The organism is Pseudomonas sp. MT92, from assembly GCF_058792515.1.
Genome location: NZ_JBXAFA010000020.1, coordinates 70,110 through 90,200 on the forward strand (window position 1 = coordinate 70,110; position 20,091 = coordinate 90,200).

General features: G+C 61.0%; 18 protein-coding genes and 1 pseudogene. 6 read left to right on the forward strand and 13 right to left on the reverse strand.

The window, feature by feature from the left end; translation table 11 throughout:
• The 7 genes from AC1Q6D_RS29275 to AC1Q6D_RS29305 form a co-directional block, all read right to left on the reverse strand.
• The gene (locus AC1Q6D_RS29275) at positions 1-804 is read right to left on the reverse strand and encodes an ABC transporter ATP-binding protein (RefSeq protein ID WP_103405356.1); all 804 of its coding nucleotides are present in this window, start codon (positions 802-804) and stop codon (positions 1-3) included.
• Positions 801-1,949, reverse strand: coding sequence for an ABC transporter permease (locus AC1Q6D_RS29280; RefSeq protein ID WP_103405355.1), 1,149 nt, complete (start codon positions 1,947-1,949; stop codon positions 801-803). The genes AC1Q6D_RS29275 and AC1Q6D_RS29280 overlap by 4 nt, the downstream gene beginning before the upstream one ends.
• Before the next feature lie 54 nt (positions 1,950-2,003).
• Positions 2,004-3,032 (reverse strand): DUF5924 family protein, encoded by a 1,029-nt coding sequence (locus tag AC1Q6D_RS29285; RefSeq protein ID WP_103405354.1) that lies wholly within the window; start codon positions 3,030-3,032, stop codon positions 2,004-2,006.
• Between the two features lie 175 nt (positions 3,033-3,207).
• Positions 3,208-4,584 (reverse strand): M16 family metallopeptidase, encoded by a 1,377-nt coding sequence (locus tag AC1Q6D_RS29290; RefSeq protein ID WP_103405353.1) that lies wholly within the window; start codon positions 4,582-4,584, stop codon positions 3,208-3,210.
• A 102-nt stretch (positions 4,585-4,686) separates the two neighbouring features.
• Complete coding sequence (locus AC1Q6D_RS29295) at positions 4,687-6,345, reverse strand: Na/Pi cotransporter family protein (RefSeq protein WP_103405352.1); 1,659 nt, start codon at positions 6,343-6,345, stop codon at positions 4,687-4,689.
• A gap of 288 nt (positions 6,346-6,633) precedes the next feature.
• Positions 6,634-7,401, reverse strand: coding sequence for a TerC family protein (locus AC1Q6D_RS29300; RefSeq protein WP_103405351.1), 768 nt, complete (start codon positions 7,399-7,401; stop codon positions 6,634-6,636).
• Positions 7,402-7,486: 85 nt separating this feature from the next.
• Positions 7,487-8,794: a CitMHS family transporter gene (locus AC1Q6D_RS29305; protein WP_047535731.1), complete on the reverse strand. Its 1,308-nt coding sequence runs from the start codon at positions 8,792-8,794 to the stop codon at positions 7,487-7,489.
• A gap of 321 nt (positions 8,795-9,115) precedes the next feature.
• Here AC1Q6D_RS29305 and AC1Q6D_RS29310 point away from each other — a divergent pair, with 321 nt between their 5' ends.
• Positions 9,116-9,517 carry a GFA family protein gene (locus AC1Q6D_RS29310; protein WP_103405350.1) on the forward strand — a complete coding sequence of 134 codons (402 nt, stop codon included), beginning with the start codon at positions 9,116-9,118 and terminating at the stop codon, positions 9,515-9,517.
• Here AC1Q6D_RS29310 and AC1Q6D_RS29315 read toward each other — a convergent pair whose 3' ends face one another.
• Entirely contained in the window at positions 9,518-9,844 is a 327-nt protein-coding gene (locus tag AC1Q6D_RS29315) for a DOPA 4,5-dioxygenase family protein (RefSeq protein ID WP_090466149.1), read from the reverse strand.
• A gap of 84 nt (positions 9,845-9,928) precedes the next feature.
• Between AC1Q6D_RS29315 and AC1Q6D_RS29320 the strand changes: the two are divergent.
• Positions 9,929-10,066, forward strand: a pseudogene (locus AC1Q6D_RS29320) (NADH-flavin reductase); the annotation flags it as partial.
• A 10-nt stretch (positions 10,067-10,076) separates the two neighbouring features.
• On the opposite strand, the gene AC1Q6D_RS29325 reads toward AC1Q6D_RS29320, so the two are convergent.
• Positions 10,077-11,003, reverse strand: coding sequence for a choline sulfate utilization transcriptional regulator (locus AC1Q6D_RS29325; RefSeq protein WP_103405349.1), 927 nt, complete (start codon positions 11,001-11,003; stop codon positions 10,077-10,079).
• Positions 11,004-11,117: 114 nt separating this feature from the next.
• On the opposite strand from AC1Q6D_RS29325, the gene betC reads away from it, so the two are divergent.
• The 3 genes from betC (at position 11,118) to AC1Q6D_RS29340 (ending at position 15,246) form a co-directional block, all read left to right on the forward strand.
• Positions 11,118-12,632: a choline-sulfatase gene (gene betC, locus AC1Q6D_RS29330; protein WP_103405348.1), complete on the forward strand. Its 1,515-nt coding sequence runs from the start codon at positions 11,118-11,120 to the stop codon at positions 12,630-12,632.
• 16 nt (positions 12,633-12,648) lie between these two features.
• Entirely contained in the window at positions 12,649-13,569 is a 921-nt protein-coding gene (gene choX / locus AC1Q6D_RS29335; RefSeq protein ID WP_103405347.1) for a choline ABC transporter substrate-binding protein, read from the forward strand.
• A 108-nt stretch (positions 13,570-13,677) separates the two neighbouring features.
• Positions 13,678-15,246: a SulP family inorganic anion transporter gene (locus tag AC1Q6D_RS29340; protein WP_103405346.1), complete on the forward strand. Its 1,569-nt coding sequence runs from the start codon at positions 13,678-13,680 to the stop codon at positions 15,244-15,246.
• Positions 15,247-15,311: 65 nt separating this feature from the next.
• Here AC1Q6D_RS29340 and aroE read toward each other — a convergent pair whose 3' ends face one another.
• Together aroE and hemF are read right to left on the reverse strand one after the other, a co-directional pair.
• Positions 15,312-16,133 (reverse strand): shikimate dehydrogenase, encoded by an 822-nt coding sequence (aroE, locus tag AC1Q6D_RS29345; RefSeq protein ID WP_103405345.1) that lies wholly within the window; start codon positions 16,131-16,133, stop codon positions 15,312-15,314.
• A 13-nt stretch (positions 16,134-16,146) separates the two neighbouring features.
• Positions 16,147-17,061, reverse strand: coding sequence for an oxygen-dependent coproporphyrinogen oxidase (gene hemF, locus AC1Q6D_RS29350; protein ID WP_047535713.1), 915 nt, complete (start codon positions 17,059-17,061; stop codon positions 16,147-16,149).
• 165 nt (positions 17,062-17,226) lie between these two features.
• Here hemF and AC1Q6D_RS29355 point away from each other — a divergent pair, with 165 nt between their 5' ends.
• Complete coding sequence (locus AC1Q6D_RS29355; protein ID WP_103405344.1) at positions 17,227-18,204, forward strand: NADPH:quinone reductase; 978 nt, start codon at positions 17,227-17,229, stop codon at positions 18,202-18,204.
• 130 nt (positions 18,205-18,334) lie between these two features.
• On the opposite strand, the gene tsaC is transcribed toward AC1Q6D_RS29355, so the two are convergent.
• Both tsaC and dprA read right to left on the reverse strand, forming a co-directional pair.
• Positions 18,335-18,892 carry an L-threonylcarbamoyladenylate synthase type 1 TsaC gene (gene tsaC / locus AC1Q6D_RS29360; RefSeq protein ID WP_047535709.1) on the reverse strand — a complete coding sequence of 186 codons (558 nt, stop codon included), beginning with the start codon at positions 18,890-18,892 and terminating at the stop codon, positions 18,335-18,337.
• Between the two features lie 54 nt (positions 18,893-18,946).
• The gene (dprA, locus tag AC1Q6D_RS29365; RefSeq protein ID WP_103406837.1) at positions 18,947-20,053 is read right to left on the reverse strand and encodes a DNA-processing protein DprA; all 1,107 of its coding nucleotides are present in this window, start codon (positions 20,051-20,053) and stop codon (positions 18,947-18,949) included.
• Positions 20,054-20,091: the final 38 nt, after the last annotated feature.

Genomic DNA, 20,091 nt, shown 5'->3' on the forward strand with positions numbered 1-20,091 from the left:
TCAGACCTCGTTGAACTGTTTAGCGGCACTCAACGCCGCGCGGCCGCGAGGGCCATGGAAGTATTCGTGAATCCACGCGTCGTCGGTTTCCGAAACCTTGTCGATGGCGTCCGCCACCAGCACCTTCTTCTGCGCCAGCACCGCGACCCGGTCAGTGATGGTGTAGAGCGTGTCGAGGTCGTGCGTCACCAGGAACACGCTCAGGCCCAAGGCATCGCGCAGGGTCAGGATCAGTTGATCGAAGGCCGCGGCGCCAATCGGATCGAGGCCGGCGGTGGGTTCGTCGAGAAACAGAATGTCCGGGTCCAGCGCCAAGGCCCGCGCCAGCGCCGCACGCTTGATCATGCCGCCGGACAGGGAGGCGGGGTATTTGTCCGCCGCCGACAGCGGCAACCCGGCCAACGCCAGTTTCACCGCCGCCAGGTGCTCGGCATCATTGCGGCTCAGGCCGGCGTGTTCGATCAGGGGCAGGGCGACGTTCTCGGTCACCGTCAGCGATGAAAACAACGCGCCTTTCTGGAACAGCACGCCGAACCGCCGTTCGACCAACGAGCGCTCGTGCTCGGACAGGGTCGGCAGGTTCTTGCCAAAGACTTTCACCACACCCTCGCTGGGCTGGCGCAAACCGACAATGCTGCGCAGCAGCACCGACTTGCCACTGCCGGAGCCGCCGACGACGGCAAGGATTTCGCCCTTGTACAAATCCAGATCGAGGTGCTCGTGCACACTCTGGCGACCAAAGCGATTGCACAGCCCGCGGACTTCGATCACCGCCTCGGCAGGCGCTCGGGGTAAACGGCTCACCAGCTCATCTCCATGAAAAACAGCGCAGCCACGGCGTCGAGCACGATCACCACGAAGATCGATTGCACCACGCTCGATGTGGTGTGTGCGCCGACAGACTCGGCGCTGCCGCTGACCTTGAAGCCTTCCAGGCAACCAATGGCGGCGATCAGGAAGGCGAAGATCGGCGCTTTGACGATCCCCACCAAAAAGTGCTGAACACCGATGTCCGATTGCAAAAGCGATAAAAACATCGCCGGCGAAATATCCAGCGTCACCGCGCAGACCACACCACCGCCGACAATCCCCGACAGCATCGCCAGAAAGGTCAGCATCGGCAGCGAGACCAGCAGCGCCAGGACCCTCGGCACCACCAGCAACTCCATGGGATCGAGGCCCAGCGTGCGAATCGCGTCGATTTCTTCGTTGGCCTTCATCGAGCCAATCTGCGCGGTGAACGCACTGGCGGTGCGCCCGGCCATCAGAATCGCGGTGAGCAACACGGCGAACTCGCGCAGAAAAGAAAACGCCACCAGGTCCACGGTGAACACCGTGGCGCCGAATTTGGCCAGCACCGTCGCCCCGAGAAACGCCACCACGGCGCCCACCAGAAACGTCAGCAGGGCAACGATGGGCGCCGCGTCGAGGCCGGTCTGCTCGATGTGCGCCACCATCGGCGTAATGCGCCAGCGCTTGGGGCGAAACAGGTTGCGGGCGATGGTTTCCAGAATCAGGCCGACGAAGCCGAGCAACTGCAGGGTGTCTTGCCAGACCGCATCCACGGCACGGCCGATGCGAGTCAGGAGTTGAACGCCGACGCTGATTTCCGGTTCCTTGATCGGCACACAGAAATCCGTCAGCGAGCGGTAGACCGTTTGCAACAACGCGCGGTCGGCAGAAGAAATGGTGCAATCGGGGTGTTCGGCTGAGCGGCCCAGGCGCTCGGAGCCCAACAGTTCAACCAACAACGACGCACCTGCCGTATCGAGGGCACCGAGGCCGTTGAGGTCGATGCGGGTGCTGTCGTCGTATCGACCTTCGAGCTTTTCGCTCAGCAGTTTGAGGTCGGCGTAATGGGCGAGCGTCCAGTCCCCTGTGACCCGTATCTGGGGCGGGGTGCGCGAGGTATCCAGTTGGGCATTGCCCGCCGCAGTGTTGCTGGTCATAAGCTCCGTGCTTTTTCGGCTGTTACGCTGACCTACGTAATAGCACGAACCGCATTACTTTTCTTTGATCGCTGTGCTGTCGGTGACCTTGAAGCGCAGTACGCCGATCAATTGGCCGTCCTCGGTCAACACCCGAACCTGCCAGTTGCCTGCGGGGTTGCCGGGGAAGTTCTGCTTGTGGGTCCAGGCGCGGTAGCCTTCCTTGCGACCGCCGTGAATATCCAGAGGGATGCGGTCGACTTCTTTACCGTTGAACTGCCAGACGTGATAAATGCGCTCGTCCAGGCCACGGGGGGCGTTGATCGCGGTGTAGGCGTACAGACCGCCGCCTCGAATCTGCTCGGCGCTGACCTCTTCCAGGCTGTCACCGGGTGTGCGGTCCTGCAATTGCATGCTGATGGCCACGTCGGTCATCCACAGGGTCGCTGGCGGCACCCACGACCGCAGCACCCAGCCGACGCCGCCGATCCCCACGGTAATGCTCAGAATCGCCAAGGCGTTACGCAGGGTGCGAATCGGGAAAATCGAAGCGAGGCTCGGGAACGACAGTACGACGGCGGTGCCCAGCGCCAGTTTGAAACTCTGGGACGTGGTCAGGTGCATGATCACGGGGAGGGCGGTGAGCAAGGTAGCGAACAGCGTCAGGGTATGCAGCGCCAGGAACGCCCATCGCCGTGGCGCCAGCCATTTGTAGTAGAGCGGATCGGTGATGGAAATCAGCGCCGCGATCCCCAGCAACCCGGTGAACAATAATTGGCCGCTGTTCCAGGTGGTGGTGATGAAAAAGAACGGCAGGACGAAAAACAGGCTTTCCTGGTGGATCATCTGCGTCGCATAACGCAGCAGGGGCTGGGGAATTTCCCGCTTGAAGACCTTGGTGAACAGTTTGGTCAGGCTGTTTTCCAGCATCAGCCAGACCCAGCTCACCAGCATGATGGTGGTGATCCAGCTCGCCAGACCTTGCTGACGGTCCACCAGGATGAAGCTGCAAACGCCGGAGATAAAGCCGCCGAGCGCAATGACCCCGGGGTAGCGCTTCATCAGTTCGAGGATGCGCTGGATAAAAAGGGTCAGGGTCGGCATTCGGCGGTTCACAGTAGTCGTAGGAAAAATCCCTGACAGGTTACCGCCGGCAGGGCAGTGTGGCGAGAGGCCACTGACTTCTGTGGCGCTGGCTGCCAAAGGCCCCGCGTTTACCCAGACGACACCCGTTATCGTGAACGACCTTCGCCGGCAGGCCAGCTCCTACGGGGTTCAGTCATCGGGTGCGGTGAAAGCGCCAAGCCGCCAGGCTCAATAACAGCAGGCCCAACACCCCACCGATCGCCCACAGCACCTGGTCATAACTCATCAACGGCTTCTCGATCCGCAGATACCCGGGTTGCATCAGCAACTCGCGCATGGCCTTGTTGGCTTCCTCCAGCGTTACGCCTTGCAGCTCCCGGGCCGGGTCGACGAAACGTCCGTCCTCATAGTCCCCAAGGGCGCCCCAATAGTAATCGGCCAACGCGCTGTTGCCTTGCACGGCCCAGGCCTGGCGGGCGATGGCGGCCTGTTTGAGGCGGTTGAAGGTCTCGGCATTGAGACCGTCCTTGAGCAACCCGGCTTTCAGTTCATCCAGCACCCGTTGTGCCTCGGCCACATCGTCACGCTCCAGATCGGCGTTGAGGCTCATGAAGCCCACGCCACCGAATACCTCGCGCTCGGCCCAGGGGCCATAGGACAAGCCATGCTCCAGACGTAACTGACGATAGAGCGCCCAGTCCAGATAGTCCTTGAGCAGGTCGAAGGTGACATCGTGCTCATCTTCCTGAACCGGCTCCGGTACCAACCAGTGCAGTTTGGCGCCGCCGCCGACAAAGCCCTGGGTCAGGTCGCGCTCATGGGCGGCGCTGGCCTGGATCTGTGGCAGAGGCGGGTGGTCGGTGGGATTGATTGCCTCGAGAGCGCCGTACGTGCGCTCCAGATAGGCCGGCAGTAATCGGTCGAGGTCGCCGACGACGATCAGCGTCATGTTGTTCGGCGCGTACCAGTCCTTGCGCACCTTCTCCAGTTGTTCATGGGTCAGGTAGTCAACTTCTGCCCGCTCCTGGCATTTGAGGCCCAGTTCCACCGCCAGTTGGTTGCTGGCGGTGTGGCCCAGGTCCTGGCGATCCAGCCAGCGCTGCAGGTGAGAGTAATGGCCACCGTCTTCGCGCTCGACCACCTGCTTGGCGGCGTTGATGGCGTTGTCGTCGAAACGGGTCTGGGTCAGCAGCGCCAGCAGCAGGTCGAGCACCTGGCGCTGGTTTTTCGCCGGGGCCTCGATCACGAACGTGGTGTCGGCATTGCTGGTGTAGGCGTTCCATTCACCACCCAACGCCTGCATGCGCTCTTCGAGGCCACCTTCACCGCTGGCGTCGATGCCGCTGAACAACAAGTGTTCAAGCAGGTGTGGCAGTTCCTTATCGGCGCAGCTGAAGTCATCCAGGCCGACGCCCACCACCAGCCGAATCGCCACATGACCGCGTTCCATGCCGGGCTTGAGCAGCAATTGCAGACCGTTGCGCAGGGAATAACCCTCGACCTGGAAGCGATCCAGGGCAAATGAAGGGAATGAGCCAAGCAACAGACAGGCGAACAACAGACAACGCATAACGAGCTTCCCGGCAACCCATCGGAGATCCATTTCGTCCTTGCCCGCGAAGACGGCCTTGGAACTGAATCAATGCTACTGACTGACCACACTGCCAGACGTTCAAGGCGAATGTGTTATGTCGGTCAAATCGTCGACAGCCAGCGCACCGGTTTCGGACGTTTCCAACACCACATAGGCACTGCTGCAGAACAGTGAGTTCAGACGCTTCATATCGGCGATCAGCTCCAGGTGCAGCGAACTGGTCTCGATACTCTGCACAATCTTACGTTGCAAACGGCTGACATGCGCATGGGCCATGCGGCGTTCCTGAGCGCGAAAGCGACGTTTCTCGCGTAATAACTGACGGGCACTTTCTTTGTCGGCGCTGAGGAACACCGACATTCCCAGGCGCAGGTTGGAGATCAGCTGGCTGTGCAACCCTGCCAACTCTTCCACGCCCACTTCGGAAAACGACCGACGCTGGGACGTTTTCTGCTGTTGCACCTTGCGCAACATGCGTTCGATCAAGTCGCTGGCGAGCTTGAGATTGATCGCCAGCTCGATAATTTCCGCCCAGCGTCGACTGTCCTGATCGCTGAGGTCTTCCCGGGGCATTTGTGCCAGATACAGTTTGATCGCGCTGTAGAGCGCCTCGACATCATCGGTCAGGCGCCGTATTTCCTGGGTCACGGCCGTTTGCTTGCCGTTCAGCACATCAAGCATGGCTTCCAGCATATTGTCGATCAGATCCCCCATGCGCAGGGTTTCCCGGGCGGCATTGGCCAATGCCAGGCTTGGCGTGTCCAACGCCGTCGGATCAAGGTGCCGGGGCTTGGCCATGCCATTGGGTTGCGGACGCTCCGGCAGTACCCACGCACAGAACCTGGCCATCGGCCCGACACTGGGCAGCAGGATCAGGCAACGCGCCGTGTTGTAGAGCAGGTGGAAACCAATGACCATTTCCTGCGGGCTGAAGTCCAGGCTATCGATCCAGTGCACCAGCGGGTCGAGCACAGGAATGATCAGCAACAGGCCGATCAGCTTGTACAACAGGCTGCCCAGCGCCACCTGGCGACCGGCGGCGTTCTGCATGCTGGTGCTGAGGAACGCGAGAACGCCGCTGCCAATGTTGGCGCCGATCACCAGGCCGATGGCCACCGGCAGGCTGATCACGCTGGCGCCGGCCAGGGTTGCGGTCAACAGGACCGCCGCCAGGCTCGAGTAGGAAATCATCGCGAACAGCGCGCCGACCAGGGCATCGAGCAGGATATCGCCGGTCAGCGAGGCGAAGATCACCTTCACCCCTTGGGCGTGGGTGATGGGTGCCGCGGCTTCGACGATCAATTGCAGCGCCAGAATGATCAAACCCAGGCCAATGGCCACACGGCCCATCTGACCCAGCCGGGTCTGTTTGCGCGACAGGAAAAAAATCACCCCGAGAAAGATCAGCAGCGGCGACAGCCATGACAGATCGAATGTCAGCACCCGCGCCATCAGCGCCGTGCCGACATCGGCGCCCAGCATGGTCGCCAGCGCCGGGGTCAGCGCCATCAGGCCCTGACCGACAAACGAGGTCACGAGCATGGCGGTGGCGTTGCTGCTCTGGACCATGGCCGTCACCACGATCCCCGCGATGAACGCCAGCCCGCGCCTGGACATGTTCTGGCCAATCACGTGGCGCAGGTTGGAACCGTAAACCCGCAGGATGCCGGTTCGGACGATGTGCGTGCCCCAGATCAACAGGGCCACGGCAGATAATAAATTGAGCAGGGTGAGCATACAGGCCCCCTGTGGTGGTAGCGCCCCAAAGGAGCAAGTTGACGGTGCCGCGCTTTTTTCTACGTTCTGTACTTAAGCTGTAGTTGGCTAACGGTCCTGGCGCCAGCATCGCACAGCTAAAGTAGCGATTGAAACAAAACCGTCATGAGACCCTGGCCCTCCGGCCACCCAAAACAACTGTGGGAGCGAGCCTGCTCGCGATGGGGCCCTCACATTCAACATTGATGTTGACGGATGGACCGCTATCTCGAGCAAGCTCGCTCCCACAGGGTGTTGCGTATTACCGGGTTACTGGCCCGGGATGTCCTTGCGCAGTTTCACCGGGTCTCGCTGCTTTTTCTTTTTCGCAATTGCGGTGCGCATCTTGATGTTGATTGCTTCCACCGCCAGCGAGAACGCCATGGCGAAGTAGACGTAGCCTTTTGGCACGTGCACGTCGAAGGATTCGGCAATCAGCACCGTACCGACCACCAACAGGAACGACAGCGCCAGCATTTTCAGCGACGGGTGTTTGTCGATGAAATCGCTGATGGTGCCGGAAGCCCACATCATCACCAATACGGCCACGATGATGGCCGCGACCATGACCGGTACGTGGGAGACCATGCCGACGGCGGTGATCACCGAGTCCAGGGAGAACACGATGTCAATGATCGCGATCTGGATGATGGTGTAGAGGAAGTTGCCCCCCGCGCCACTCGGCTCGTCGTTGGTTTCGTCCTCACCTTCCAGCGCGTGGTACATCTCCTGCGAGCTTTTCCACAACAGGAACAGGCCACCGAAGAACAGGATCAGGTCTCGCCCGGAAATACCCTGGCCGAACACGACGAACAGGTCGGCGGTGAGGCGCATGACCCAGGTGATCGACAGCAACAATAGAATCCGCGTGACCATGGCCAGCGCCAGCCCGAAAATCCGGGTGCGCTGTTGCATGTGCTTGGGCATGCGGCTGACCAGGATCGAAATCATGATGATGTTATCGATACCGAGGACGATTTCCAGGGCGGTCAGGGTAAAGAAGGCAACCCAGATTTCAGGGTTGGTCAGCCATTCCATGTGTATTCCTTTGAGCGAGTGTTAAACCACGAAGGGTCCGGGCCTCAAACCACAAAGCCTGGACCCGAAGTGGTGAGTCTTGGGCTTATAGAGTGCTGAACAGCGGGAAAATCCCCATCAGCAACGCGGCAACCAGTATGCACATGCACACCAGCACTGCCCACTTCAGGGTGAAGCGCTGGTGGTCACCGAAATCGATACCGGCCAGGGCCACCAACAGGTAGGTCGATGGTACCAGCGGGCTCAGCAAGTGGACGGGCTGACCGACGATCGAGGCACGTGCCATTTCCACTGCGGTAATACCGTAGTGGCTGGCGGCTTCGGCAAGTACCGGTAACACGCCGTAATAAAATGCATCGTTCGACATGAAGAACGTGAACGGCATGCTCACCAGCGCCGTGATCACGGCCAGGTAAGGGCCGAGGAAATCAGGGATCACTGCCAGCAGGCTTTTCGACATGGCATCGACCATACCGGTACCCGACAGGATGCCGGTGAAAATGCCGGCGGCGAAGATCAGCCCGACCACCGCCAACACGCTGCCGGCATGGGCCGCGACACGATCTTTCTGCTGTTGCAGGCACGGATAGTTGACGATCATCGCGATACTGAAGGCCACCATGAACAGCACAGGCAGCGGCAACAGACCGGCGATCAGGGTGCACATCAACGCCAGGGTCAGGGCGCCGTTGAACCAGATCAGCTTCGGCCGACGGGCATCCGGAAACTGCGAAACGCTGATTTCACTGTGGTCGATTTCATCGCCAACCAGGTGCAGCTCACCCAGACGCGCCCGTTCACGCTTGCCGTAGAAGTAGGCAATGACCAGGATCGCCAGCACACCGGCAGCCATCGCCGGAATCATCGGCACGAAGATCGCCGACGGGTCCACATGCAACGCACTGGCCGCACGGGCCGTCGGGCCACCCCACGGGGTCATGTTCATCACGCCACCGGCGAGGATGATCAGGCCGGCCATGATCCGCGGGCTCATGCCGATGCGGCTGTAGAGCGGCAGCATGGCGGCCACGCAGATCATATAAGTGGTCGCGCCGTCACCATCGAGGGAGACGACGAGCGCCAGTACGGCGGTGCCGACCGAAACTTTCAACGGGTCGCCCTTGACCAGCTTGAGGATCTTGCGCACGGCCGGGTCGAACAGACCCGAGTCGATCATCAGGGCGAAGTACAGAATGGCGAACATCAGCATCACGCCGGTCGGCGCAAGCTTGGTAATGCCTTCGAGCATCATCGGGCCGATCTTCGGGGCAAAACCACCGAACAGGGCGAAGACGATCGGGATGATGATCAGAGCGATCAGCGCGGACAGGCGCTTGGTCATGATCAGGAACATGAACGTGATGACCATGGCGAAGCCAAGGAAAGTCAGCATGGGAATACTCCAGGCGTAGCGCGGCTAGGGAAAGGGCGGATCGGGCGGGATCAGCGCAAAACGGCAAGCACGAGGCGTACGGGCGGAGTTAGAGCGAAGCGGCGGGTAGCAGAGGGCATCAGGATCACCATTGTTGTTGTTAAATGGGCCAGGCGAGCAATCGAACGCTCGTGTTGGCCAACCGGTCTGTGCCGGCAGTGGGGGCGATCCTAATCGGGGAAGCTTTCAGCCAGCTTTCGCCGATGAAAGCATTGACCGGATGTATAACCGGTCGTCGGACAGGTTTTGAGCCCATCGATTCGGGCCCTGGAGAAAAACGAGATGAATGCGCTTCACACCGGCGGTTGCCACTGCGGACAACTGCGCTATCAATTCAGCGGGCCATTGCACGATATCGCCCACTGCCATTGCTCGATTTGCCGTCGGGTCAGCGGCGGTATCGTGACGACCTGGATCACCGTGCCGGCGTCCGCCTTTCAATGGGTGGCCGGAACACCGACGCGATACGACTCATCGGCAACCTGTGCACGATATTTCTGCGGCCACTGCGGCGCGCAACTGGCGCTGGTGACCCACCTGAGCCCTGCGAGCATCGACGTGACCATCGCCACCCTCGACCATCCCGAACAGGCGCCGGCCGAACGCCATATCTGGACCGACAACCGCTTGCCCTGGCTGCACCTGGATGAGCATTTGCCGGGCGAGCCCGAAGAAAGCATCTGATCAAAAAATAGACAGGTCCAGTGGGCGAATCGCGCCCATCCAGATGGCGTGCTCGCTGTGGTCCAGCAGATCGTCGCCGGTGTCCGGGTGCAGGAACACCACAAGCCCCTTGCGGTTGAGCGCCAGCCAGGGCAACACATCGCCGATGAGCTCAGGCTCGAAGGCCAACTGGCAACTCCAGTCCGGATGCGGACCGACCAGGCGCTCGTGGACGCGGCCCATCTTCAGCGGGAACAGCTGTGCTGCCTGCTCACATAACGCCCGTGCCTGATCGATGGTGCTGGCATCGAAGTAAACATGGGCGTGATAGCCCTTGATCCGTTGCATGTGAATCCCTCCAAAACCCAGTCGAACCCTCACCGTTTCCCACAGCTCACACACCCTATACGTAGGAAATAACGGAGCCTGACCATGAAAAATGCTGAAACACCGGCGGTGAAAGTGGTGCTATATGGTGCCATGAGTAGCCTCGGCAGCGCGCCACGGCCGAGCTTGCGCACCATGACCGACGAGCAGTTTAAGGCCGAGCCAGTCAAACAAAGCGTGGCGTGGCTGACCATTAAGGATTGAGCGATTGCGCACTGCGGGCCTGCTCGGCCATCAACCAGTCGACAAACTGTTGAATCAGCGCCCCGCGCCGCTTGCGTTGCGGCAGGACCACGTAATAGCCCAGCCTGGATATCACCGTCTCGGCGATGGGGCGGCACAACAGGCCCTGCGCCAGCAAGTTATCCACAAGGTGGCGCCAGCCAATGGCCACGCCCTGACCGCCAATTGCGGCCTGTATCAACAAGGTGTAGTTGTCGAAGCGCAACTGGCCCGGCGCCGGGGCAGAGGTAATGCCCAATTCGCGAAACACGCCGCTCCAGTCAAACCAGTTGCTGCTGTTTTCACCGCGAAGGTGCAGCAACGGAAACTCCAGCAGCGACTGGGCAGGCAAGGGCAGGGATCGCTCACTCAACAACTGCGGGCTGCACACCGGGAACACTTCTTCACTGAACAGCCAATGGCTTTCGCCCTGTTTGAAGCGGCCATCACCGAACAGCACCGCCACGTCGATATCGGTACGTAGCATGTTATGGCTGCGCTCACTGGTCACCAGGCTGACATCCACTTGCGGGTGGGCCGCGTGAAAGCGGTGCAGGCGCGGCATCAGCCAATAGGCCGCGAATGCGAAATCGGTGGCGACTTGCAGCACCTCATGCTGTTGTTGTGCGCTGATAGCGCTTAATCCGGCATCGATTTGCTGCAAACCGAGCTGAACTTGCTCGAAAAGAACCGTCCCGGCCTCGGTCAGTTCGATACCGCGATAGATGCGGTCGAACAGACGGGTCGCCAGTTGCTCTTCCAACCGCTTGATCTGCTGGCTGATGGCCGGTTGCGTGGTGCCGAGTTCAACGGCCGCGGCGGTGAAGCTGCGTTGGCGGGCCGCGGACTCGAACGCGCGAAGCAAATCCAGGGACAGGTCACCCAAGGCGTCATACATAAGCTGTGCTTATCCTAGTCATTGCCGTGCAGGGGCTTTACCGCAATGTGCATGGGTTACATGCTCGATCGCAGCACTCTCGCATAAACATCCACTATGGAATGCCGCGATCACATGAAGCGCAAGAACATTCTTTTCATCATGGCCGATCAGATGGCCGCGCCAATGTTGCCGTTCTACGGTCCTTCGCCGATCAAACTGCCTCATCTCAGTCGCCTCGCCGCCCAAGGCGTGGTATTCGACGCCGCTTACTGCAACAGCCCTCTGTGCGCGCCATCGCGCTTTACCCTGGTCAGCGGCCAGTTGCCGAGCAAAATCGGCGCCTACGACAACGCGGCGGATTTCCCGGCCGATGTACCGACCTATGCCCACTACCTGCGTCGCCTCGGCTACCGCACTGCGCTGTCGGGCAAGATGCATTTCTGCGGCCCGGACCAATTGCACGGCTATGAAGAACGTCTGACCAGCGATATCTATCCGGCGGACTACGGCTGGGCGGTGAACTGGGATGAGCCAGACGTGCGCCCGTCCTGGTATCACAACATGTCTTCGGTGCTGCAAGCCGGCCCCTGCGTGCGCACCAATCAACTCGATTTCGACGAAGAAGTGGTGTTCAAGGCCCAGCAGTATCTGTTTGATCACATCCGCGAAGAGGGCGACCAGCCGTTCTGCCTGACCGTTTCGATGACTCACCCCCATGATCCGTACACCATTCCAAAAGCCTTTTGGGATCTGTACGACGATGCCGATATCCCGTTGCCTGTGACGCCGGATCAACACGAACTCGACCCGCATTCGCAACGTTTGCTCAAGGTCTACGACCTGTGGAACAAGCCGCTGCCTGTGGATAAGATCCGTGACGCCCGCCGCGCCTATTTCGGTGCGTGCAGCTATATAGACAGTAACGTCGGCAAACTCCTGCAAACACTCGAAGAAACCGGGCTTATCGATGACACCATCATCGTGTTCTCCGGCGACCACGGTGACATGCTCGGCGAGCGGGGCCTCTGGTACAAAATGCACTGGTTTGAAATGGCGGCTCGCGTGCCCCTGTTGATAAGTGCCCCGGGGCAATTCGGCGCCGGTCGGGTCAGCGCCTCGGTGTCCACTGCCGACCTGCTGCCGACCTTCGTCGAACTGGCGGGCGGTTCGCTGGAACCGGGTTTGCCGCTGGATGGCCGCTCACTGGTTCCGCACCTGCAAGGGCAGGGCGGTCACGACGAAGTGTTCGGCGAATACATGGCCGAAGGCACCATCAGCCCGTTGATGATGATTCGCCGCGGCGCCTACAAATTCATCTACAGCGAAGACGACCCTTGCCTGCTCTTCGATGTGCACAATGACCCGCACGAATTGGAAGAACTCAGCCAGTCGCCGCAACATCGCCAGCTGTTCGACGATTTTCTCGCCGAAGCGCGGGCCCGCTGGGACATTCCCGCGATCCACCAACAGGTGCTCGCGAGCCAGCGACGCCGGCGTTTCGTCGCCGATGCGCTGACCATCGGCAAGCTGAAGAGCTGGGATCACCAGCCGCTGGTGGACGCCAGTCAGCAGTACATGCGCAACCACATCGACCTCGATGATCTGGAGCGTAAAGCACGTTATCCACAACCCTGCCAAAACCAATAATGTTGAGGGGAAGTCCATGCAAAGGTTATCCACAGTACTGACGGTCGGGCTCCTGGCGCTGGGCAGCGCTTCGGCATTTGCCGACCAGAGCTGCGAGACGGTGAAAATGGCCGATCCCGGCTGGAGCGACATCGCCGCGACTAACGCCATCACCGGGTTTCTGCTGGACGGCATGGGCTACAAGGCCAAGGTCGACACCCTCGCGGTGCCGATCACCTATGGCGGTCTCAAGGATGGCCAGGTCGATGTGTTTCTGGGTAACTGGATGCCGGCGCAGCAGGGCTTCTACGACAAATTCGTCGCCACCGGCGATGTCACGCAACTGGCGAAGAACCTCGACGGCACCGAATTCACCCTCGCCGTCCCGGACTACGTGTGGGATGCGGGTGTGCATAACTTTGCCGACCTGAACAAGTTCGCCGACAAGTTCGACAAGAAGATCTACGGCATCGGCTCCGGCGCGCCAGCGAACGCCTCGTTGCAGGAAATCATCAAGAAGAACGACTTCGACATGGGTCAGTGGAAACTGGTCGAATCCAGCGAACAGGCCATGCTCGCCGAAGTGTCTCGCGCCGTGAAAAAACAGAAGTTCGTGACCTTCCTCGGCTGGACCCCGCACCCGATGAACGTGCAGTTGAAAATGCATTACCTCAAGGGTGGCGAGCAATACTTTGGCGACACGGGCAGCGTCCACACCCTGACCCGCAAAGGTTATGCACAGGCCTGTCCGAACGTTGGCAAGCTGCTGACCAACCTGAGTTTCACCCAGGAGATGGAAAACAGCATCATGGCCGAGGTGGTAAACAAGAAAGTCAGCAATGCCGACGCGGCCAAGGCGTGGATCAAGGCCAACCCGGCGGTGCTGGACCAGTGGCTTGATGGCGTGAAGACCGTGGATGGCAAGGACGCCTTGTCGGCGGTGAAAGCCAAGCTCTGACAATACCTGTGTGGCGAGGGGGCAAGCCCTCTCGCCATAGCAAGCTCCCTCGCCACATAATTTTTGTCGCCCTGCTACCCTTGCGAAAACCCCCAACCGAGAGGACCCATGGCCCTTCCCAGCCGCCACTCACTCTTTCCGTTCCTCACCTGGTTACCCCGGCAAACCCGCGCCAGCGTTGGTCGCGATCTGATTGTCGGCCTCAGTGGCGCGATTCTCGCGTTGCCACAATCCATTGCCTACGCGCTGATTGCCGGCCTGCCACCGGAATACGGTCTGTACGCGGCGATCATCCCGGTGCTGATTGCCTGTCTGTGGGGTTCGTCGTGGCATTTGATCTGCGGTCCAACGGCGGCCATCTCCATTGTCCTGTACGCCAGCGTCAGTCCTCTGGCCGTCCCCGCGACGCAGGACTACGTCACTTTGATCCTGCTGCTGACATTCCTGGCCGGGATTTTCCAATGGCTGCTGGGTTTGTTGCGGTTCGGCGCATTGGTGAATTTCGTATCGCACTCGGTGGTGCTGGGCTTCACGCTGGGTGCAGCCGTGGTGATCGCCGTCGGCCAATTGCCTAACCTGTTGGGACTGGACTTGCCGAGCCAAGCCACTGCCCTGGACAGCTTCATCAATTTGTTCAGGCATCTCGACAAGGTGGACAAACCGTCGCTCGTGCTGGGCCTGGCCACCGTCGTGGTCGGCGCGATCCTGAAACTGTTGCTACCGCGCTGGCCGACCCTGTTGATCACCCTGATGCTGGGCGCGCTGCTGGTCTGGCTCTGGCCCGCGATGTTCGGTCATGTGCAACGGGTCAGCGCCTTCACCGGAAAGTTACCGCCGTTCAGCCCGTTGCCGCTGGACCTCGACCTGATCTTGCGCCTGCTGCCCAGTGCCGTGGCCGTGGGCATGCTCGGGTTGGTGACCAGCCTGTCGATCGCCCGCTCGCTGTCCACCCGTTCACAGCAGTTGCTCGATGCCAATCAGGAAGTACGCGCCCAAGGCTTGTCGAACATTGTCGGGGCCTTTTTCTCCGGATCGCTGTCAGCCGGTTCGTTCACCCGCTCAGGCCTGAGCTATGACGCGGGTGCTTGTTCGCCGTTGGCGGGAGTTTTTTCGGCGTTGTGGGTGGCGCTGTTCGCGATCTTCGGCGCCAGCCTGATCGCGCACATCCCGATCCCGGCCATGGCCGGCAGCATCCTGTTGATCGCCTGGGGCTTGATCGACCATCGTGGCATTCGCGCCTTGCTGCGGGTCAGCCGTGCCGAGTTCGTGGTGATGGCGCTGACCTGCGTCGCGACCTTGCTCCTGGAATTGCAGACGGCGATCTATGCCGGCGTGCTGGCCTCGCTGTTCTTCTACCTCAAGCGCACCTCGCAACCGCGGGTTCAGCATATACGCGAGGGTGATGAGGACATTCTGCGGGTCGGCGGCTCAATCTTCTTCGGCGCCAGCCATTACTTGCAGGTGCGTTTGCAACGGATGCACGGCGCGCGGGTAGTGATCGAGGCGCAGCAGATCAACTTCATCGACTATTCGGGCGTGGAAATGCTGCACCAGGAAGCGCGGCGATTGCTGCGCCAGAATCGCAGCCTCACGCTACGACAGGCGCGACCGCAGGTGGTGGAGGAATTGAGGAAGCTCGAAGGGGCGGAGAAATGCCCGATTCGGTTTGAAGATTGAAACGCATCGGCCATTGATAAAAACGGACTTTGTGGCGAGGGGGCTTGCTCCCTCGCCACAAAGGCCTAGAGGGCCAACTGCCGACGCAGCTCGGCCAGCACCGGCGCCGTATCCGGGCGCACACCGCGCCACAGGAAAAAAGCCTCCGCCGCTTGTTCGGCGAGCATGCCCAAGCCATCCATCGCCACCGCTGCACCGTGTTCGCTGGCCCAGCGGCAGAAGGAGGTCGGTTCCTTGCCGTACATCATGTCGTAGCACACCGTTTTGCCCGGCTCGATCAGGCTGCTGGCAATCGGCGGGACTTCGCCCGAAAGGCTGGCGGACGTCGCGTTGATGATCAGGTCCACCGATTCCTGCAACCAGTCAAAACCGCTGGCCGATACCGGGCCCAGGTCGCAGAACAGCTCCGCCAGCAACTCGGCCTTGTCCACCGTACGGTTGGCGATGATCACCGACGCCGGTTGCTCCGCCAACAAAGGCTCCAATGCACCACGCACCGCGCCGCCAGCACCGAGCAGCAGGATGCGTTTGTCCTTGAGGCTGAACCCGGCGTTGACCGTCAGGTCGCGCACGAGGCCGGCACCGTCGGTGTTATCGCCCAGCAGACTGCCATCGGCCAGTTTACTCAGGGTATTCACCGCCCCGGCCCGTCGTGCCCGCGCCGTCAGGCTGTCGGCCAGTAGGTAGGCTTCTTCCTTGAACGGCACTGTGACATTGGCCCCACGACCCTCGAGGAAAAACGCCCGGGCACAGCCGGAAAAATCGTCGAGCGGCGCCAGCGAGGCGCTGTAGTCGAGTTTCTGCCCGGTCTGCTCGGCAAACAGGCGATGGATCAATGGCGACTTGCTGTGACCAATCGGGTTGCCGAATACGACGTAACGGTCCATCAGGATTCCTCGTTCAGGCCTTGGCCAACCAATCGCGGTCTTGCAGGAAGTATTCAGTCAGGCGTGCTTCTTCGCTGCCCGGTTCAGCTTTCCAGTCATAACCCCAGCGCACTTGCGGCGGCAGGGACATGAGGATCGACTCGGTACGCCCGCCCGATTGCAGGCCGAACAAGGTGCCACGGTCGTAAACCAGGTTGAACTCGACGTAACGCCCGCGGCGGAACTCCTGGAACTCTCGCTGTTTGGCGGTGAACGCGTCGTTCTTGCGCCGTTGCACGATCGGCAGATAAGCCTCGATATAGGCGTCGCCGATGGCGCGCATGAAGGCGAAACTGGTGTCGAAGTCCCACTCGTTCAGGTCATCGAAAAACAAGCCGCCGATGCCCCGTGGCTCGTGGCGATGCTTGATGTGGAAGTAGCTGTCGCACCAGGCCTTGTAGCGTGAATAGACCTCCGGACCGAACGGCGCGCAGGCTTGCTCGGCGATGCGGTGCCAGTGCACGCAGTCTTCTTCATTACCGTAGTAAGGGGTCAGGTCGAAGCCACCACCAAACCACCAGACCGGCTCTTCGCCTTCTTTTTCGGCGATGAAAAACCGCACGTTGGCGTGGGAGGTCGGTACGTGCGGGTTGTGCGGGTGGATCACCAGGGACACGCCCAGGGCTTCGAACCCGCGCCCGGCCAGTTCTGGCCGATGGGCACTGGCGGACGGGGGCAGACCGCTGCCGAAAACGTGGGAAAAATTGACGCCGCCCTTTTCGATGACTGCGCCGTTTTCGATCACCCGCGTACGTCCGCCTCCACCGGCAGGCCGGTTCCAGGCGTCTTCGACGAAGCGCGTGCCGCCGTCTTCGGCTTCCAGGGCAGCGCAAATGCGGTCTTGCAGGTCGAGCAGGTAGGCTTTTACGGCCTCGGTGCGGGTAGTCATGGCATCACCTTGGATCGGGCAAAGCTACACGGCGCTCCATTGGAGCTCAGCCGGCGCAAAAGGGCGCGTAGCATACCACCGCCGATGCGCTCGTCGCAGTTGACGAAGATCAAGCTTAGGAGTCCGATAGGACGCTTTGGTAGAAACGATCTCAGGAGAGTGCAGATGGCAAAGCGTATTCAGTTCCGTGCCCACGGTGGCCCCGAAGTGCTCGAGTATGTGGATTACCAACCCGCCGAGCCCGGCCCGCAGCAAGTTCGGGTGAGCAACAAGGCCATCGGCCTGAACTTCATCGATACCTATTACCGCAGCGGCCTCTATTCGCCGCCGTCCCTGCCATCGGGCGTGGGTGCCGAAGGGGCGGGCGTGGTCGAGGCGGTCGGTAGCGAAGTCACCCGATTCAAGGTCGGTGATCGCGTGGCCTATGGCAGCGGTCCGTTGGGCGCCTACAGTGACGTGCATGTATTGCCCGAAGCCAACCTGGTGCATCTGCCGGACGCCATCAGCTTCGAACAAGCCGCCGGGGTCATGCTCAAAGGCCTGACCGTGCAATACCTGCTGCGTCAGACCTACGAACTCAAGGGCGGCGAAACCATCCTGTTCCACGCTGCGGCCGGTGGCGTGGGTTCCCTGGCGTGCCAATGGGCCAAGGCACTGGGCGTGAAGTTGATCGGCACCGTGAGTTCAGCGCAGAAAGCCGCACTGGCCAAGGCCAATGGCGCCTGGGCGACCATCGACTACAGCCATGAAAACGTCGCACAGCGCGTACTGGAATTGACTGACGGCAAAAAGGTCCCGGTGGTGTACGACGGCGTCGGCAAGGACACCTGGCTGACTTCGCTCGACAGCGTGGCGCCCCGGGGTCTGGTGGTGAGTTTCGGCAATGCGTCCGGTGCGGTGGACGGGGTGAACCTGGGGATTCTGGCGGCGAAGGGTTCGCTGTACGTGACCCGCCCGACGCTGGCGACCTACGCCAACAACGCCGAGAACCTGCAGCGAATGGCCGACGAACTGTTCGAGATGATCATCAGCGGCAAGCTGACGGTCGATATCAGCCAGCGTTATCCACTGGCTGAAGCGGCGAAGGCACAGACCGAGTTGTCGGCGCGACGCACGACCGGGTCGGTTGTTCTGTTGCCTTAAGATTTTCAGCGACTGGCAGGGCCTCATCGCTGGCAAGCCAGCACCCACAGGTTTCGGTGGTGAATACAAATACTGTGGACACCCGAAATCACTGTGGGAGCTGGTTTGCCAGCGAACGATGACGCGAACGTCAACCCGCGCGCATAACCTGTCCGGTCGCCAGATCGCGAATCACACTCGGATTCTTGCGCCCACCCAGATTCCCGCCCAACACCAGATCAAGCTGTCCACGGAAATACTGCTCCACGCGAATCCGCGTGCGCGCCGCCGGCCGGCCCTGAGGGTTGGCGGACGTCGATACCAGCGGCCCGACCAGTGAGCACAAGTCCCGCACCAGTGGGTGATCGCTGACCCGCAGGGCCACGGTTTCATGCACCCCGGTAATCCACTGCGGCAACATGTTCTGATGCGGCACCAGCCAGGTGTTCGGCCCCGGCCAGGTGCTGGCCATGCGGTCCATCCACAGCTCTGGGAAGTCTTCGAAGAGGAAGTCGAACTGACGGATGTTGTCGGCGACCAGAATCAGGCCCTTATCCACAGACCGGCCCTTGAGCAGCAACAGCCGCTCCACGGCCTCTTCGTCCCACGGGTCGCAACCCAGACCCCAGACTGCTTCGGTTGGGTAGGCAATCACCGCCCCGGCGCGAATTGCTTGCGCGGCTTGTTGCACACGCCAACTGTTGACCATGAAAAACACTCCAGAATAAGGCTCTGCGCAGTTTACCGATCTTGTTTATAAAACCTAGCTCACTCGTGCAAACCAGCGGCCGTTTTCGCAGACTGCACGGCCCTCCATCTCCAATTCCGTCAATTCCCCCAACACTTTGGGCAAGGGCCAGCCGCACGCATCGGCCAGTGCTTCACTGGAGAGGGGCGCGGCGTGAAGCAGGGTCAGCAACGGATGAGGCGCAGCCGTCGCAGACACTTCTGTGGAAAACGGCAGCTGCTGCCAGCCACGCAGGGCTTCGAGGATGTGCTCGACGGTTTCCACCAGCACGGCACCGTCGCGGATCAGTTGATGGCAACCGCGGGCGCCGGGGTGATGGATCGACCCGGGAATCGCATACACCTCACGCCCCTGTTCCGCCGCGAGCCTCGCGGTAATCAACGAACCGCTGGCCACACTGGCCTCCACCACCAGCACGCCGAGGGACAAACCGCTGATGATCCGGTTGCGTCGCGGGAAGTTGCTGGCGCTCGGACCGGCATCCAGCGGGAACTCCGAAAGCACGGCGCTACCGGTGGCAATCATCGCGTCGGCCAGTCGTCGATTGCGCTGTGGATAAAACTTTTCAAGGCCCGTGCCAAGCACGCCGACCGTTTGCCCGCCAATGTCCAACGCCGCCTGATGAGCGGCCGCGTCGATGCCCAGGGCCAGACCGCTGGTAATGACAAATCCGGCGCCGGCCAGGCTGCGGGAAAACGCTGCGGCGGTGTCCATGCCCGGTCGTGACGCACGACGACTGCCGACCATCGCCAACTGCGGTTTTTCCAGAATGCCGGGGTCGCCGGCGACGAATAACAGCGGCGGCGCGTCGCTGATCTGCGCCAGCAGTGAAGGGTAGTCAGGCTGGTCCCACATCAGTAAATGCTGGCCCGGACGCTCTAGCCAGGCCAAAGCATGACTGGCGCCATCGCGAATTTCAGCGCAGCGCCGGGCCTCGGAACAGGCCAGCGGCAAACCCAGCGCACGCCAGGCACTGGCGGGTGCGCTGATGGCTTTGGACGCCGAACCGAACGCCTCCAGCAGTTTCTTGAAACGCGCCGGACCCAGTTCAGGTAGACGGTGCAGACGTAAACGAGCTTCCAGTTCCGCAGGGGAAACCGGTGCAGTGGCAAGCATCGACATGGATCATCCTTGATCGTTATGAGCATCCGTACAAACGG